A 17,358-nucleotide genomic window follows, 5' to 3' on the forward strand; every position below is an offset into this window, starting at 1 on the left:
TAGCCTGTTTCACGTGAAACTCTACATATTTTTTTCATAAGGGAATATACTGATCATATCCCTTCAATAAAGGATGTGTAATGATGCTAGGCGATTCCCTGAAAAATTTAGATCGTATTGAGAAAAAGGCCAAACAGGATCACCGTCACGCTGACAAGGCAACAGAGGTTGTTGATAAAGCAATAACTGAAATGAACCCTCAGCGTCAACATAGTGAGGATCCTTCCCAAAATAAGCGCTAGCTGTTGTGAGGATTATATTAAAATGTAAGGGTTGCTCTTAGGTTTTTGAACCGAAGAGCAGCCCTTCTTTTATGCCTTTTTCCATGATTTTTGTTTATAATAATAGAATGAGGTGTAAGCATGACAACAAAAATAAATGATTTTATCGAAAGTCAACTCATTCGAATATTTCTTAAGCAAATAGGGTTTAACCCTGATCAAATACAAAATACATTTTTAAAAAGTCTTCTCTTGAGGGACTGCCCTGAAACGGAAGAGTTCCTTCTTTCTATTCATAACGAGTGGACATTAAAAAACATAGAAGAACAGTTTTACTCACTTTTATCAAAAGAGACTTTAGTAGCAAACGGTATTATCTTCACCCCAGAATACATCATTGACTATATTCTTTCCGAAACGATGGGGCGATATAAAAACCCAACTGTTTGCGATTTTTCTTGTGGCTGTGGTGCATTTTTAGTGCGTGCCGCTGAGCATTTACAAAAGGAAAACCCTTCTACTTCCATGTTGGACATCCTTAAAACCTCTATTTTCGGCATGGATATTTTAGCTGAAAATGTAAGAAGAACGAAAATCATTTTAACATTGCTAGCGTTAAAGGAATATGGCGATGTTAAACAAATCCAGTTGAATATTATTTGTTATGATAGTACGCAACTTGATGCCATTGATCAATTTAACCATCCAGCTATAAAAGAAGGCTTCGATTGCATTGTCGGTAATCCTCCTTATGTACGCATACAAGATTTAACGACTGACGTTAGAGCTAGACTTAAAAAAACGTACAAAACAGCAACAAGCGGTAGTTTTAATCTTTATTTTGCCTTTTTTGAATTGGGAATTCGTGGATTACAGCCGACGGGGACGTTAGGCTATATTGTGCCAAATTATTTTTTGAAAATGAAAGCAGCTGAGCCTCTTAGGGAGATTCTCATTAAAAATCGACTTGTTAAAAAAGTAATTGATTTTAACGATAATCTATTGTTCTCGAATGCCCATACCTATTCTGCCATTATTATGCTGGATCATGCACCAAAAGACTGCTTTGAATACAGCAGCATCAAATCAGTTTCAAGTAGGACACTTATACAAGTAAATCAGCAATTTAAAAAAGCTCCTTACGAAGAATTTACCCCTGACGCCATTCATTTATTAACAGAGCGAGAGAAACGAAATATTAATCGAATTGAACACGCTGGAAGAAAGCTAGCGATAAGCACGGGGATTGCTACCCAAAAGGATGCTCTCTATATGATAGGCCAAAACAAGGAAGATTCCCTTGATGAGGATGATAGCTTTTTTTATAAATGGTGGAACGGTGATGTGTACCCGATTGAAAAAAGCATAACAGTACCTCTGATTAAAGGAGGCTCCAATATTGATTTCCAAACGGGTCAGGTGAAGAAAAACATTTCGATTATCTATCCTTATCGGAAAACAGTAAAAGGAACCATTGAGGTCATTCCAGAGCACGAACTCATGACGTTTTTTCCAAACGTGTATCGATACTTAGAAACGGTTCAAGATGAACTTGCAGCCCGAAATAATGGTAAACCGAAAATTTCCGTATGGTATGAATACGGTAGAAAACAAGCATTGGGAAGGTTTGGTCCAAAAATCATCTCCCCTACGAATGCAAAGCAACCACGCTTTACACTGTTTGAAGATTACGCATTATTTAACAATGGTTATGCGATCTATGGATTAGAGACTGAGGATGACGACCAAATACCTAATCCTAGCTTACCTGTTTTAACGAAAATACTGAATTCATCGATCATGGATTATTATATTCAGCATACGAGCTATCTCATTAGCGGAGGTTATTATTGTTATCAAAAGAAATATATTCGTAATTTTTCCATTCCTCCATTTACGAATGAAGAGCTCTCGTTTATTGAACAGCATCATGGTGAAACGCTAGATGCCTTTCTCAGCGACGCCTATAAGCTTGAACAATGAACTTTTTACAATTTTTTAATATATTCTATAAAATAATCAAGGCGTAAGGTAACTTGTCTATGACAAAAACCTTAGCCTTTTTTTGTTGCACCTTGTCGATTACGCTCCCCTCCTTCATCTCTTTGTTACTTTCGATTGAGAAACAAGTCTCAACCGAAAGCTTATCCCTTTTACTTCTCTATCATTCGGCTTATATTCCCACCCTTTACAAAGAGATTACGATTTATTCATTTTGTTTTAACGAATATTTGTTACCTTTTTGAATAGACGGTGCTTCACAGAAAAACAGCCTTAAATCTAATTAATGGAGGTTCATGATGAAGAATCGTAATGAAGGTATGAACAGACGCGACTTTTTAAAAGTTGGAAGTATGAGCACACTAGCACTTACATTAGGAACGACAGGAATCTTCTCTTTCACTGGATTACAAAAAGGATTAGCAGCCTCTCCTACAAGTGGCTTTGGTGGCTATGGTCCCTTAGTAAAGGACCCAGATGGAATCCTTGATTTACCTAAAGGCTTTAAGTACCGTATCATCTCAAAAACAGGCGACAAAATGTCGAATGGTGATTATGTCCCGGGTAACCTTGACGGGATGGCTGCCTTTCAAGGTGAAAAAAATACAACCATTCTAGTACGAAATCATGAGCTATCAACTAATGCGGAGTTTCCGGTTAACGGTAAAAACCCTTGGAGCAAGGGTGCTGCCGGTGGAACGACAGCGCTCGTTGTCGGGCCAAATCGTGAAGTAATTAGTGAATATGTCACAAATTCCGGGAATATTCGTAACTGCGCAGGCGGGCCGTCCACATGGGGAACATGGTTAACCTGTGAGGAAACGCGTAACCTTGGACATGGGTTTGTATTTGAAGTGAACCCTCTTGATCCTGAAAATGAGATGTCACGAACACCAATTCGTGATATGGGTTACTTCTCTCATGAAGCATGCGCGGTTGATCCTTCAACTGGCATTTGGTACTTAACAGAGGATAATAATCCAAGTTACTTATACCGTTTTACTCCACATAATCGCAGTCAAAAGCTCGGCTCTCTTCAAGAAGGCGGTATCCTTGAAGCAGCTGCGATTGATGAGCTGCCAACATCATCAGCTAGCCAATTTAAACATGGACAAACGTTCGGCATTGTGTGGAAAGAAGTCAATCCAGAACGTGCAAAAGAGGATGCTAGAGACCTTGGCTGCATAGCTTTCAGCCGTCTTGAAGGTGCTTGGTTCTCAGCCGGTGCATTTTGGTTTGATGACACAAGTGCTGGTTCTGCTAACTTAGGCCGTATCTATCGTTACTTCCCTGCTACGAATACGTTAGAGCTTTTCTATGAATCGACAGCATCAAATGACCTAGAAATGCCTGATAATATTACGATCACACCTTGGGGTGATCTTTGGATTGCCGAGGATGGCCCTGGTAATGACCGACTTATTGGTTTAACACCGGAAGGAAATGTTTATCCATTTGCTGAGAATCAATTAAATGGTTCAGAGTTCGCAGGTCCTGTATTCTCACCTGATGGCCAAACCCTCTTCATTAATATTCAATCGCCTGGGCTTACCTTTGCCATTTGGGGACCATTTGCACGGAGAAATGCTGCTCGTCAACGTGCGATGAATCATGCAGCACCTCCTGCACAGCTTGCTCCACAAATATCAGATAAGCTTATGGCCTTTGCAGAAAAGCAAGGAATGTCCCCGTTAGAGGCTGCGGCTTTAGAGCGTCACGGTATGCCAGTTCTTTAAAAAAAATGCTAACCTATTGGAGGTCTACTATTGCTACAAAACATCGGTATTCCCGGACTTACGTTAATTCTTGTGATCGCCCTCATTGTTTTCGGCCCATCGAAGCTGCCTGAAATTGGACGAGCATTCGGAAGTACATTAAAGGAATTTAAAAAAGCAACAAATGATTTAGTTCATGGTGAGCGTCGTGATGAACAGTCACAGACTGATAAGGTAGAAACGAAGACTGGAAGCTAACACAAGCAACATGAAAGGCATAGGTCAAAGACTTACAACCTATGCCTCTATACATATTTTTATATTACTTTGGCACACAGAAAGGAGACCCCTCATGTCAAGGTCATGTCAAACAAAAAATACGACTTCAAACCCTACCCAAACAAGTACAAAAACATGTCAATCCTGTAACCAATGTCTCTCGAAAAAAGGGGCTGTCTCAACAGCTTAAAGCGTGCACAGCAATGGCTCCGTTTCGCTATCGTAGATGTAGCAACTACGCTCATTGAAGGCTAAAAACCCCCCGAAACTGGAGGGTACTGAAAAAAGGGAAACCCACCCTTTTTCAGTGCCTTCCGAAACTGTACCCTATAGAGTAGACACTAATAAAAAGGTCTACCTATAGGGTACTTTTTTATATTCCTGTTGTTACATTCGTTTTATGGTACGATAAATGCAACAGACTTTTGACTTTATAGAGGAGATTATGTAATGGAATCAGGAAATGAACATCTTCTATCAACCGTAAAAAAAGCACTACAAATTTTGCAATGCTTTTCTATCGACGAGCCGGAAAAAAAAGTTACTGAAATCTCAGCTTCATTAGGGATGAATAAAAGTACGGTAAGCCGTCTATTGGCAACGCTTGCAAGTGAAGGGTTTGTCACGAAAAACCCTGAAACTCAAAAATATCGCCTCGGTCTCTCGATTATCCCACTCTATTCAGTTGTAACTGCAAATTTAGAGGTGAGACGAGAAGCCGCGCCCTACCTTCAACAGCTCGTGACCGAAGTCGGTGAAACGGCAAATATTACGATTTTTCAAGAGCGATCGATTATTGATATTTTACGCGTAAATAGCAAACAGCCTGTTCAAATTGTGACTCATCTTGGGCATAAAAACCCGCTCCATTGTACCAGTGCAGGAAAAGTATTTCTTGCTTATCAAAGCGATTCGTTCTTAACTAAATATTTTGATGAGGAGCTTTCAACGACAAAATATTCATCGGAGCCTGACGAATTTTTGAACATGCTACAGAACGTTAAGACGCGTGGTTACGCGATAAGCATCGAAGAACTCCAGGAAGGTGTCGCAACAATCGCGGCGCCAATCCGTGACTATACAGGTAAGGTTGTCTATTCTCTCTCAATTATCGGACCTACGCATCGATTTGATCCGAGAGAGCCTGAAATCATCAAGAAAACGAAGACATATGCTAAAGAAATGTCATATAGTCTCGGCTACCGTGGAATTAATGACTAAAAAGTTATCTTACTTTTTTTTTCAGTGCCCTCATAAAATACGATTAAAAAACCCTTAAGAATGACTCTTTTGTCATCTTAAGGGTTTTGTTAGGTTAGAGGAAATCAGCCTGTGTTAACAAGACCTGCTGCAACACCACTTATTGTTAAGAGCACCTCTGTTAAAATTTCTTCAGATTTCTCTTCCGAATTACGCATTTTCTGGATGAGATCAACCTGTAAGAAGTTAAGTGGATCGACATAAGGATTGCGTCGATACACTGTTTCTTGAATGTTTGGTGTATGATCAAGAAGTTCTTTATTTCCAGAGATTTTAAGAAGGATGTCCTTCGTTCTCTTATACTCGTCGGAAATGTTTGTAAAGATTCGCTCCGCAATCGTTTGATCTTCTACTAAGTGAATGTATTCCTTAGCTGTTGTTAAGTCAGCTTTCATTAGCGCCATTTGAAGATTATTAATCGTTGATTGGAAAAATGGCCATTTCTTATACATTTCCTGTAATAATTGGAGATTCCCCTCACTCTTCGTAGCAAATGACTCTAAACCAGTACCTGCCGCGAACCATGCTGGTAGCATTTGTCTTGATTGTGTCCAAGCAAATACCCAAGGAATCGCACGTAAGTCTTCAAAGCGCTGACTCCCTTTACGACTCATTGGACGAGAACCAATGTTTAAGGCAGCAAGCTCCCCTAGTGGCGTTGCTTGTTTAAAATATGTTAAGAAATCCTCATCGCCAAACACGAGTGATTGGTATTTCTTTAATGAGTATGACGAAATCTCTTCCATCGCCTTTTCCCAAGCTTTATTTAATAAATCGCCATTTTCTAATTTTCTTGAAGCACGAGCTGAAGCCTCGAGTAGTGCCGAAGCAGCCTGTTCAAGGTTACGGTAGGCAATGTCACCTAGTAAATAGCGTGAAGAAAGAACTTCTCCCTGCTCCGTAATCTTTACACCATCACCTAATGTTTCAGCTGGCTGTGATAAAATACTGCGATTTAATGGGCCGCCCCCACGTCCTAATGAACCACCGCGACCATGGAAGAATTTTAAACCAATGTTAAAATCTCTTGCCATCTCGTGGATTTCTTGTTGAGCCTTGAAGAGCTTCCAATTCGCTGTTAGCGTACCACCATCTTTACTACCATCTGAATAACCAAGCATGATTTCCTGGTGGTCGCCACGCTCTTTAATGTGATTACGATATACGTCCATTTCAAATAGCGTTTTCATGATCTTCGGCCCTGCCACAAGGTCATCAATCGTTTCAAGGAGTGGCGCAACATTTAAATTGCTTTCTACTTTCCCATCCGCATGTAAACGATAAATACCTGCTTCTTTCGCAAGCACAAGTACTTCAAGTAAATCACTTGATGATTGGGTCATACTTACGAGATAGACTTGAATCGAACGCTGGCCAAATTCAGTATGGGCCTTTTTAATCATCTGGAACACTTTGAAGATTTCTTGCGTCTCTTTCGAATAATCCTCTTCAAGAAGCATAATTGGTCTCGGGTCACTTAGGACATCTTTAAGGATCCGAATTTTTTCTTCTTCCGGTAGTGAAGCGTAATCTTCTGTAATATCAACAACCTTTAAAATTTCTGCAATGGCTGATTCATGTTCACCACTATGATTACGGATGTCTAATGTTGCTAAATGGAATCCAAATAATTGAACTTGGCGAATTAATTTTCGAATCGTTTTCAATTTACGATTCGACGGTTGATGCTCCTCTGCACTTTCTTTAATCAAGATTAAATCATTTAACAATTCTTCCGCTTTTTTATAGCCAGCTGCTGATTTACCAACATGACGTAAACGCTTAAGAATAATCGCAAATTTACGACGATACACCTCAGCTTCAACTTGCCATGCTTCGCCTTTTTCCATGTAATTTGCTTCATCCTGTTCGACGGAAGCAATAAGTTTCTCATTAATATCAACACGTGATGTTGATTGACCGAAACGCTTCATCAGGTCGACGATAGCTTGCTCATACTTTTTGACGACAAGCTTTCTTTGAAGAAGTAATGTTTCCCATGTAACTTCAGGTGTTACATTCGGATTTCCATCACGATCCCCACCAATCCACGAACCGAAATGAAGGAAGTTTGGCACATTATATTTGCTATCAGGATAATAGTCTTCCAACTGGTCTTCTAACTCCTGATGAATATCTGGTAATACTTCAAATAATGTCTCGTTAAAATAATAGAGGCCATTTTTCACTTCGTCCAAAACAGTTGGTTTGCGGTGTCTTAATTCATCCGTTTGCCATAGTGAAGTGACTTCATTAAACAAGCTCTCATCTAACTTTTTTCTTTCCTTCTTCGTTAACCTTGGATTATCAAACTCCTGGAGAATCGTTGAAATTCGCTTTTGAATTTCTAATACAGTTCTCTTTGTCGCCTCTGTTGGATGGGCTGTGATAATTAATTCAATTGACAAATCATTTAACACTTTTTGAATTTCGTCATTTGAATAATTATTTTCTTTAACTGATTTAACAGCACTTTCAATCGAAACCGGCTGAATCACACCATCTTCTTGTAGTTGATATTGACGACGACGGCGAATACGGTGATTTTGTTCAGCAATGTTTACGAGGTGAAAGTAAATAGAGAATGCACGTATCACCTGTTGACGAATTGGCGGTTTCAAGTTGCTGATTTCTTCCTTTAGCTTCTTGTATGCTTCCTCGTTATAATCTTTACGTAGATTTTTCGTTGTTTCTCTAATTTCTTCAACTTTGTTAAAAAGGGAAATGCCTCCGTGGTGTACAAGAATCTCCCCTAGAATATTCCCGAGCTTTTTGACATCATTGCGTAATAGAGAGCTACTATCTGCTACATCTAACATACACTTATCCTCCTAATATTCCGTAAATTCAATCGTTTACGTTCTGTTATTTGGAACTTTTAACTTTAATTATAACCGATTGGGCTAATTAACTAAAGGGCTAACTTTTGACCATCAGGGACATAATGGGTCCCAACGAAGCACTTTCTCTAGCGTTCGCATAAAAAAACGGATGAGTTCTACAGCCTTCTTCATCTATCTTCCTGCCTAAAAGGGTCTTATATTTTACAACATTCATTTATCTATTCATTTGTTCATTTTTAATAAGGAGAAATCACCATTTTTCTATTGACAACGTTTTCAAAATCCCTTTTAATGGATTTAACAACGTTGTTATTTGGTGTCTTGTAATCTATGTTCGTTGATGATCAAAACTAAAATCCGGGGTGTGTGTAGAATGTCATATGAATTGATTGAAAAGCTGAAAGAACAGTATAAAAACAGCGAAAAGTGGTATTCGCTCAGATGGCATTATATTGAAGGTTGCATTCTGAAGGCATATTTAGATAGCTATGAGCAAACCGGTCATGAGGAAGACTATCAATTTGTTAAGCAATTTATAGACCGTCTTGTTGATGAAAATGGTGATGTTGAACAAATTGATATTAACTACTACAGCATTGATCAAATTAGAATGACGGCTATTCTATTTACGCTTTACGATAAAGAAAAGGATTCTCGCTATAAAAAAGTAATAGATTTAATCTATAAGCAGTTAGAAACGTACCCACGAACAGAATCTGGGAACTTCTGGCATAAAAGTAATTACCCGCATCAAATCTGGATGGACGGTCTTTACATGGGGCAGCCGTTTTATGTTCAATATATAAAAGAGTTTGAGGTGAATAAAGACTACTCTGATACCTTGAACCAATTTAGACAAGCGCGTAAGCTACTTTTTGATGAAGAAACACAGTTATATTATCATGCTTATGATGAAAGCCGTAAAATGTTTTGGTCTGACAAAGAAAGTGGATTATCTCCACATGTATGGGGCCGTGCTGTTGGTTGGTACGTCATGGCGCTCGTTGACATACTAGAATTACTTGAAGGCGAAAATGTTGATACAAGCGAATTAAAAGATTTATTAACAGAAGCCGTTGATGGGATGCTACGCTATCAGCACTATAGTGGAATGTGGTACCAAGTTGTTGAATTCAGTGGTCGAAAAGGAAATTACTTAGAGTCAAGTGGAACACTAATGCTATCCTATGCATTATTAAAAGGTGCTCGATTAGGCTATCTTTCTTCTGAATACATTACATTCGGAAAAGCAGCCTTTGACGGAACCGTTGAACACTATGTGACTGTAGAACATGGTGAAGTATTGCTAGGTGGTATTTGTAAAAGCGCGGGACTCGGTACACATCCTGAGACAGGCGTTGTACGTAATGGTGACTATGAATACTATATTAGTGGTGAACCCATTGTAACAAACAACGGACACGGGGTAGCTCCTTTACTAATGGCTTATAATGAAATTAAGCTATTAATAAACTCTCGAGTTCCTTCATAAATAACAACTTTTTCTATCTTATATGTTTTTTTTGTAACCTCTTTCGGCATGCTATCGTTATATTCGCATAACCGAAAGGGGTGTTTCACGTGAAAAAGAAAATCATTCAAGTTGGGACAATCATTGTCGTTGCTGCACTCAGCCTACTACTGTTCAGTGGTTCTAAAGAAGATACGCCAACAGAGGTATTAGCTGCTGGGCAAGATGGAACGATTATCGCCAGTGGTTCAGGAGAAGTACATGCTAAGCCTGACGTAGCTTATGTGCACTTAGGGGCATCTGCCCTCGCATCATCTGCCAGCGAAGCACAAGAAGAAGTGAACAAGAACATCAATGCATTGCGTAAGACTTTAATAGAGGCAGGGATTGATGAAAAACAGATCCAAACCTCTCGCTTTAATGTCTACCCAGAGCATCAGTACAACTCAGATGGAACGATGAGTAAAGACGTAAGGTATCGAGCAGAACATATTTTAAAAGTGGAATTCACAGACATCGATAATCTTGGAGCTTTCATTGATAAAGCTGCTAGTGCAGGTGCCAATCGAATTGAACACGTTCAATTCAGCTTACAAAATCCCGAAACACTCGAGCATGAAGCATTGAAAATCGCTGTTGAAAAAGCAAAAGCAAAGGCTGACGTATTAGCAGATAGTGTTGGAAAAAAACGTGGAGGCGTTCTACAAATTACTGATCAAGCAGCTCAAACAAATTACCCACTGAAACATTTTAATGAAGTAGCAACAGATGAAGCGAATGATATCGGTAGAGCACCAACGATGATTGAAGCTGGTGAAATTACCATTTCTCAACAAGTTGATATCGTCTATCGTTTAAATTAATGATGCTCTTCTTCTCTAACATTAAACCAAATAGGATGTCCCAAAGGTTCAGAACGAACCTTGGGACATCCCCGTTTTTTTTACAATTATTAAAATCAGACTTAAATAAATCGTAATGACTAGCTTCCTATCATAGAATTAACGAACGTCATATTTCCGGGAGGTTTATCATGTCAAATCGATTTTTCCCTGTAATGCCTTCTCTTACTACACATAGCCTACACCCTGAAAATCAAGAGTCCCCTATTCATTTTCTAAAAAAGCGTGTGATTGATACGCCCTTGTTTTATAAACGAAATCACTTTCCCTATCCTCTTCTAACACATTCAAATTACTGGCTACCAATCTCGGGTTCTGTGAAGAAACCAACTATATTTTCGTTGCAAGATATTATCAATCTCCCATCTAAAACATTAAATGTCTTATTGGAATGCGCAGGTAATAAGCGCCACTTTTTTGAACCTAAAACATTTGGTGAACAGTGGGAAAAGGGTGCTATGAGTCAAGGCTATTGGACGGGTGTTCCTTTACGTACGTTGCTCGATTATTCCGGCATCGAAGCCGGTGCTAAAGAGGTTGTATTCGAGGGCTATGACTTTGGAACGCAGCCTGAATTAACAAAGATGCATCGTTATGTAAGAAGTCTTCCTCTTGTTAAAGCTCTTCATCCTGATACAATGATCGCCTACGAATATAACGAGCAGCCTATCCCCTATAAACACGGTTACCCACTGCGATTAATCGTTCCCCAATGGTACGGGATGGCTTCAGTTAAATGGGTTAAACAAATCATTGTTATAGACTCTTCCTTTCAGGGTCCATTTCAAACGAAGGATTATGTTTACTATCCTCATAAAAATAGCAACAAGGATTCCTATCCAGTTACAACAATGCATGTCAATTCTACGATACAGCAACCATTACATATGGAAATCCTTCGTACCGGAATCCATACAATAGAAGGCATTGCTTGGACTGGGCAAGGCGAGATTTCTAAAGTGGAAATTAGTATTGATAATGGCGAAACATGGGCAGATGCTAAAATTATGAAAGGAAGCAAATATGAATGGACCACCTGGACCTATGAATGGACCGTTCATCAACAAGGAGAATACACCATTTTAAGCAAAGCAACCGACTCTACTGAACGAACCCAGCCATACACCGCTTTTTGGAATCGAAAAGGCTATGGTTATCATGCAATGGATCACATTACCGTAAACATTAAATAGCACTTAATACCATTTAATGGGGATAGGAATTCCTCATTCTTTTTATATGCACCCATTCAAGCTGGCTCCTTTGTCTACTTTCTGCCACTTGTCGCATTCATCGGTGCTTTTGTGACAGCCTTGCTCATTTACGTATTCTCCTTCGACAAACAAACTGGGCTTCAACCAATTCGCCTAATCCTAATTGGTGTTGGGTTTTCATTAGCACTCTCTGGGATGATGATTGTCCTTATTTCTTCTGCTGAACGGGCAAAGGTCGATTTTATCGCAAAATGGTTAGCTGGAAACATTTGGGGAGCTGATTGGCCATTCATTATGGCGCTGCTACCTTGGCTACTTACGCTTATTCCTTTTACGTTATATAAAGCGAATCGCTTAAACCTTCTTGGTTTAAGTGAACCAGTTGCTATCGGAGTCGGTGTAGCGATTGAAAAAGAGAGAATCGTCCTGCTTTTGACTGCGGTTGCCTTAGCTGCTTCTGCCGTATCTGTTACTGGAGGAATTGCTTTTATAGGCTTGATGGCGCCACATATTGCAAAAGCGTTAGTTGGGCCTCGAAATCAGTTATTTCTCCCAGTTGCTATATTAATTGGGGGCTGGCTTTTATTATTTGCTGACACGATCGGTCGGAATATAGTCGAACCTGAAGGCGTTGCAGCCGGGGTCATGGTTGCCTTAATTGGTGCTCCTTATTTTATGTATTTATTATTAAAAAAAGCATAAACTATGTATAAAAACTCCTTGAGAATGAATCCTCAAGGAGTTTTTAACTGATTAGCTATTTTTGATGACCGGAAAGGTTAACGTTACTGTTGTTCCCTCATCTTTTGAACTACTAAATTGAAGTGTCCCATTGAATTTTTCAACAATGTTATAGCATATCATGAGACCAAGCCCTGTCCCTTTACTTTTCAAGGAATAAAAAGGTGTGCCAAGAGCATGGATTTCTGTATCTGTCATCCCACATCCACGATCAACCACTTCTATTTCAATAAACTCTTTTCTTTTTTTGGCCCTCACTTGAACTGTGTCCCCCTTTTTAGAGGCCTCAATAGCATTCTTAATAATATTTATTAATACTTGCTTCAGCTCGATGCCGTTGCCCCGTATATAACACTGATCCTCCACATATAAATTAATTTCATTGTCATATAACAAACCATATGACTTTAGCAAATCGGTCACACTTTTGAGGGTTTCCTTCACGTTTAACGTTTCTAAACGTTTTTCTTGACTAGGCTTGGAGATAGACAAATATTGTGAAATAACTTGTTCTGCCGTGTTTAATTCACTTATCATTAATGCAAAATGCTTTTTTTTCTTATCTTTATCTGGCATGCTTTGTTCGTAAAACTGTAAAAATCCTTTAACGACCGTCAACGGATTTCTAATTTCATGTGCTACCGCTGCAGCAACCTGTCCAGTTGCCCGAATTCGCTCTGTTTGTTGCACTTGCTCAAAGTAAAGCTGTTGCCTTTTGACACGAACGTAAGATAAATAAAACAAAAAATAAAGGATAACTTGGCTAGCAATAAAATTTATGCTATTTCCAATTAAATCATTTTTGATATGAGGGTACAAATTTGCTTCATCAAATACCATAATATAACTAAACGTTAGTGTAATAAAAATTCCATTTAGTAGTAATGAAAAATAAAAAATTCTCGGATCAAAAAACAAGATTGAAATAGCAGGAATAAAACAAAGAAAGATAAACGTCGATGAAGTTTCTGGATACAAATAAAAGAGCACATAAAAATAAATACTTCCAATTGTAATAATGGCAATACGAATCGCTTGAATTTCGTACTTAGGGTAGATTATTAAACATGTAGCAAATAAAATAACTAGCAATAGATGAACCAAATAACCTAACTCAAATCCTTCATATCGATCATGAACGACGAATAAACTCAGGCACATAAGAATGATAATGATTAACAGTGTAATATAATATAACTTCTTCTGAATTCGTGTATAAAGCTCCTTCATATAGACTCCTTTTTCGATATTGAAGTCAAGTCAATAACCGTAAAAATTTCCTATTTTAACTATCTAATAAATTTTAGCTCTAGTCAAATATCTAAAAACTATTTTATTTAAATATTATATCATTAGTCATATGTAGAAGAACCTAGTCCGACTTAAAAAATTGCTCTTCCTAATATAAATATATTAAACTGCGGATATAATATTATTAATCTTATTATGTGGTAACAATAACTTAAGGTGAAAATATCTAGGTATTAAGACTTAAGGAAACGATAATCTATAACCTTTTACATGGACACCTAAGGTTATAAGAAGCTAGTGGTGTAACCGGCCCTCTTAGTAAAAATTTATCTAAAAGGAGACTATAAAAATATGAAAACTTATGCAGTGAATGAAAATGTAAAACTAAATGACGTTCATTTATACGTTGGAACAGACAAACCATCTTACTCAAAGCCTAGACAATATCAGTATAAAGCAACTGATTTAAATGGCAGCACCTATGCGTTTACCGTTACAAATGGTAATGCTCTAGATAAGCTGAACTTTGCTGCACACGCTTCTGTTACTCTTTCAACTGAAGTCCCTTGTGAAGAATAATTTATAATAGAGTCAACCTCAATAGGGTGGCTCTTTTCCTATATTAAGCGATACAAATTCAGCATCTCTCCAACCTAGAGGTATTAAAAAAACATAAACAGAATATAAAGGTTTACCGTCAAAAAGAAAGAATATATTAAATAAGTCGTACTCATCCATGTAACTTCAGGAGAAAAAAATGACCTTTGTTGGTTAAAAAAAAGGAGCATTTGCATGAACGAACAAACTATACAGGCAAGTCCTACCGAAAAAGCGACTTTAGGGTTAACGATTCAAGTACGATTGGTCTCTGACTTAAAAAGGTCTCAGGAATATTACCGTGATGTGCTCGGCTGTCAAATTGATGGGTGGGGACACGCTGAACGGGATGGCATGATTTTCATTCTTCAGCAAGCTGCTTCTTCTGATGATGTTCGCCCTAATAAACCTTCTAAAAAACGGCAAGACTATCCGACGGAATGGCAAGGTCCTGATTACGGCTGGGATACTTACATTCACGTTAGCTGGGATGACTTAGACGTATTGGTTAATGAAATACGTGAAAAAGGGGGGATTGTAGCGATTGAACCATTTACCGGCTCGCATGGAGATTGGGAATTTAAAAACGCGCATATCCAAGATCCTGACGGGTATAATATCGTATTTGGGGCGATGCGTGGCGTGAACTAATATATACCTAAAATTGGGGTGTCTTAAAAGGGCAGTAACAAGCCCTTTTAAGACACCCTTTTTACCTAGAACTTAAACTTTCCAACCATTGTTTGTAACTCATTAGACAGATTTTCTAAAGAATCAGCATTTGACGATAAATGTTCAATTGAACTATTTGTTTGCTGAACAGATGCCGATGTTTCTTCAATACTAGCAGCTGATTCTTGAGAGATTGAAGCATTTGTTTCAATTGACTCGTTTATTTCTTTACTATTTTTCTGTATTTCTGTTAAGTTCGTTGAAATAGTTTGTATTTTGCTTACCATGTCGATTACAGCCTGATTAATACGCTCAAACGTTTCACGTGTAACCTTTATCTGGTTTGTTCCCTCTTCGACTTCCTGGTAACCCTTCGTTAATGATTCTACAACACCATTTGATTCGGTTTGGATATTGTTAACAATCCCTGTAATATCGTGAATAGACTGCGATACTTGTTCCGCTAGCTTTCGCACTTCCCCAGCAACAACCGCAAACCCTTTTCCGTGCTCGCCAGCTCTAGCTGCTTCAATTGCCGCATTTAATGCTAATAAATTCGTTTGTTCAGCAATGGTATTAATCACAGTAACTAAATTTGAAATTTCCTTTGACTGACGATCAAGCCCTTGTACCTTCTGAACCGCTTCTGTTACGATTTCATAAATCCGGTTCATTTGCTCCATTGATTGATTCATCAAACCATTTCCAGTTTCAGTAATGCTTAAAACCTCACTAGAAGCTTTTACGATTAACGAACCATTCTCATTCACTTCAATAATCCGATTGGAGAAGGTATCCATATTTTCCGCTATTATAGTGGACGAATTCGCTTGTTGATCTGCACCAGTAGATAACTCCTGTATTGCAGACGCTATTTGATTACTACCACTCGTTATTTCAATACAAGATTGTTTCATGAACGTTGCTTGTTCCTTTACTACTTTAGAAAGCTGGGAAATTGTTTCAATCATTTCCTTCAGATTTGATTGTGTGCTTAGGATCGATTTTGATAATTGACCAAATTCATCTTTTCTACTTTTTCCAATCACCTCATTATTGAGGTTCCCTTTTGATATTTCCCTCATAATGGATGTAATCTGCTTTATAGGCTGTGAAAACCCTCTACTTAAGAAATAAGCAGTTATAACGACAGCAACAAGTGTTGCCAGTCCAACAATCAATAGATAAAGGTATATTTGATGGTTAATTGTCTTAATAACTGTTATGTCTTGCTTTATTTGCGTGAGCCCAATTACCTCTGTATTCGTTGGATCATACAATGGTATAAAAAGTTGATAATAATGCTCGCTTTCTTTCTTAACCTCTTTACCTGCTATGACCTCTTGGAGAATAGACGTATCTTCAAAAAGCGTACCAACCTGTTGCTGCTCAGTGGCAACTAAAATTTGTCCTTCTGTATCCATAATGTTTAGCTGGACACCTTTTAAAGAGCCCGTAATTGATTCGATAGCTCCCCCGTTTAGTCCCGTTTGTAAGGTTCCGATTATTTTGTTCTCATACATAAGAGGAACAAAAGCCCGAACAGCCAAACCACTATTTCCGAATTCAAACCCTGTTATCTCCTCTTCTCTTAGGGCTGCTTGAATAGCTGGCTTATCGCTTTTGTCATCTCCAAATTTTTCAGGATTATGCCCTCTAAAAAATACTTCGCCGTCTACTGTCCCAAATTCAAAAACATCCACTTGGTGTTCATTTTGTAATCGTTCAAAGATCGGTTGAACCGTTAATGCTAGTTGTTCACGATCACCACGTTGAAAGGACTCTAAAATTTCTTGATTGTTTGCATACGCTTTTGTAAGCGTAAGAAGGTCTTGAGATAGATTGTTCAGTTGCGTTGAAATTGTTTCCTTCGTGGCATGTTGATTATCTTCCAATACTGTTTGAAACCCTTGATTGGTCTTAAAATAAACAATCGTACTAATGAGAAATAATGGAATGATAGATACTAATAATAACGAAATAAAAAGTTTTGATTTTACTGACTTTGACAAGGTGTTCTCTCCTCCGCTTTTCTTTATAAACCTATCCAATTTTACACCTTTATTCCAATAAAATCTATATATTTAGTCGCTTTTATTAGTCCTTTCTTTTTAGTCCTTTAAGTACATAAAGAGAATGTCCCAATAGGCCTATTTTTGACCTTTTGAGACACTCTCGAAGCAATTAAATT

General features: G+C 38.2%; 13 protein-coding genes and 1 pseudogene. 11 read left to right on the plus strand and 3 right to left on the minus strand.

Features of this window, described 5'->3' with window-relative positions; genetic code table 11:
• The first annotated feature begins 83 nt into the window (after nt 1-83).
• The 5 genes from B1R93_RS23040 to B1R93_RS13905 all read left to right on the plus strand — a co-directional run bounded on the left by B1R93_RS23040 (nt 84) and on the right by B1R93_RS13905 (nt 5,437).
• Entirely contained in the window at nt 84-242 is a 159-nt protein-coding gene (locus B1R93_RS23040) for a hypothetical protein (RefSeq protein ID WP_165763819.1), read from the plus strand.
• Nucleotides 243-362: 120 nt separating this feature from the next.
• A complete protein-coding gene (locus B1R93_RS13890; RefSeq protein WP_088104541.1) occupies nt 363-2,204 on the plus strand; it encodes an Eco57I restriction-modification methylase domain-containing protein in 1,842 nt (613 codons plus the stop codon).
• 317 nt (nt 2,205-2,521) lie between these two features.
• Entirely contained in the window at nt 2,522-3,958 is a 1,437-nt protein-coding gene (locus B1R93_RS13895; protein ID WP_088104542.1) for an alkaline phosphatase PhoX, read from the plus strand.
• Nucleotides 3,959-3,988: 30 nt separating this feature from the next.
• A complete protein-coding gene (locus B1R93_RS13900; protein ID WP_088104543.1) occupies nt 3,989-4,195 on the plus strand; it encodes a twin-arginine translocase TatA/TatE family subunit in 207 nt (68 codons plus the stop codon).
• 471 nt (nt 4,196-4,666) lie between these two features.
• Nucleotides 4,667-5,437, plus strand: a complete 771-nt coding sequence (locus B1R93_RS13905; protein WP_088104544.1) for an IclR family transcriptional regulator — start codon at nt 4,667-4,669, stop codon at nt 5,435-5,437.
• Between the two features lie 104 nt (nt 5,438-5,541).
• Here B1R93_RS13905 and ppc read toward each other — a convergent pair whose 3' ends face one another.
• Nucleotides 5,542-8,295 (minus strand): phosphoenolpyruvate carboxylase, encoded by a 2,754-nt coding sequence (gene ppc, locus B1R93_RS13910; RefSeq protein ID WP_088104545.1) that lies wholly within the window; start codon nt 8,293-8,295, stop codon nt 5,542-5,544.
• Between the two features lie 397 nt (nt 8,296-8,692).
• On the opposite strand from ppc, the gene B1R93_RS13915 reads away from it, so the two are divergent.
• From B1R93_RS13915 to B1R93_RS13930, 4 genes and pseudogenes are all read left to right on the plus strand, one after another.
• Nucleotides 8,693-9,811, plus strand: coding sequence for a glycoside hydrolase family 88/105 protein (locus tag B1R93_RS13915; RefSeq protein WP_088104546.1), 1,119 nt, complete (start codon nt 8,693-8,695; stop codon nt 9,809-9,811).
• Between the two features lie 89 nt (nt 9,812-9,900).
• Nucleotides 9,901-10,653 (plus strand): SIMPL domain-containing protein, encoded by a 753-nt coding sequence (locus tag B1R93_RS13920; protein WP_165763820.1) that lies wholly within the window; start codon nt 9,901-9,903, stop codon nt 10,651-10,653.
• Between the two features lie 170 nt (nt 10,654-10,823).
• On the plus strand, nt 10,824-11,885 hold the full coding sequence (locus B1R93_RS13925) for a sulfite oxidase (protein WP_088104548.1): 1,062 nt from the start codon (nt 10,824-10,826) through the stop codon (nt 11,883-11,885).
• Between the two features lie 36 nt (nt 11,886-11,921).
• A pseudogene (locus B1R93_RS13930) lies at nt 11,922-12,608 on the plus strand (FecCD family ABC transporter permease); the annotation flags it as partial.
• Between the two features lie 51 nt (nt 12,609-12,659).
• Here the strand turns inward: B1R93_RS13930 and B1R93_RS13935 are convergent.
• A complete protein-coding gene (locus B1R93_RS13935) occupies nt 12,660-13,877 on the minus strand; it encodes a sensor histidine kinase (protein ID WP_088104549.1) in 1,218 nt (405 codons plus the stop codon).
• A gap of 372 nt (nt 13,878-14,249) precedes the next feature.
• Between B1R93_RS13935 and B1R93_RS13940 the strand changes: the two genes are divergently transcribed.
• Together B1R93_RS13940 and B1R93_RS13945 are read left to right on the plus strand one after the other, a co-directional pair.
• Nucleotides 14,250-14,477, plus strand: coding sequence for a hypothetical protein (locus B1R93_RS13940; RefSeq protein WP_088104550.1), 228 nt, complete (start codon nt 14,250-14,252; stop codon nt 14,475-14,477).
• A 213-nt stretch (nt 14,478-14,690) separates the two neighbouring features.
• Nucleotides 14,691-15,146, plus strand: coding sequence for a VOC family protein (locus B1R93_RS13945; protein WP_088104551.1), 456 nt, complete (start codon nt 14,691-14,693; stop codon nt 15,144-15,146).
• A 65-nt stretch (nt 15,147-15,211) separates the two neighbouring features.
• Here the strand turns inward: B1R93_RS13945 and B1R93_RS13950 are convergent, their stop codons facing one another.
• A complete protein-coding gene (locus B1R93_RS13950; RefSeq protein WP_133058650.1) occupies nt 15,212-17,179 on the minus strand; it encodes a methyl-accepting chemotaxis protein in 1,968 nt (655 codons plus the stop codon).
• Between the last annotated feature and the right edge of the window lie 179 nt (nt 17,180-17,358).

It is taken from the genome of Halalkalibacter urbisdiaboli, from assembly GCF_002156385.1.
GTDB lineage: Bacteria > Bacillota > Bacilli > Bacillales > Bacillaceae_D > Halalkalibacter_A > Halalkalibacter_A urbisdiaboli.